Source organism: Klebsiella sp. HN106 (assembly GCF_051209435.1).
GTDB classification, from domain to species: domain Bacteria; phylum Pseudomonadota; class Gammaproteobacteria; order Enterobacterales; family Enterobacteriaceae; genus Klebsiella; species Klebsiella oxytoca.
This window is the reverse complement of the sequence record NZ_JBLURD010000194.1, coordinates 1-315: the sequence shown is the minus strand read 5'-3', so window position 1 is coordinate 315 and position 315 is coordinate 1. Positions and strand designations below refer to the sequence as shown.

The following is a 315-nucleotide window of genomic DNA, read 5'->3' as shown; positions in this document are numbered from 1 at the left end:
AAAACGCAGTTCGGCCGCCGCCTGGCGCTGATTCTGGTGAAATATCTTGGCCGTCGCAGCCTGACGCTCGGCTACGCCATCACCTTCGCGGATCTGCTGCTGGCGCCGTTTACGCCATCTAACACCGCACGCAGCGGGGGGACTATCTACCCGATTATCGCTAACCTGCCGCCGCTGTACGGTTCAAAGCCAAACGATCCGAGCGCACGTAAAATCGGTTCCTATCTGATGTGGGTAGCGATCACCGCCGCCTGTATTACCAGCTCGATGTTCCTGTCGGCTCTGGCCCCGAACCTGCTGGCCCTGGCGCTGGTC

The 315-nt window shown here is 60.6% G+C and carries 1 protein-coding gene; it reads left to right on the top strand.

Annotated elements, in window-relative coordinates; all coding sequences use genetic code 11:
* Positions 1-315 (top strand): anion permease (locus ACSIPU_RS30900; RefSeq protein ID WP_435322519.1); only part of this gene is annotated, 315 nt, incomplete at both ends.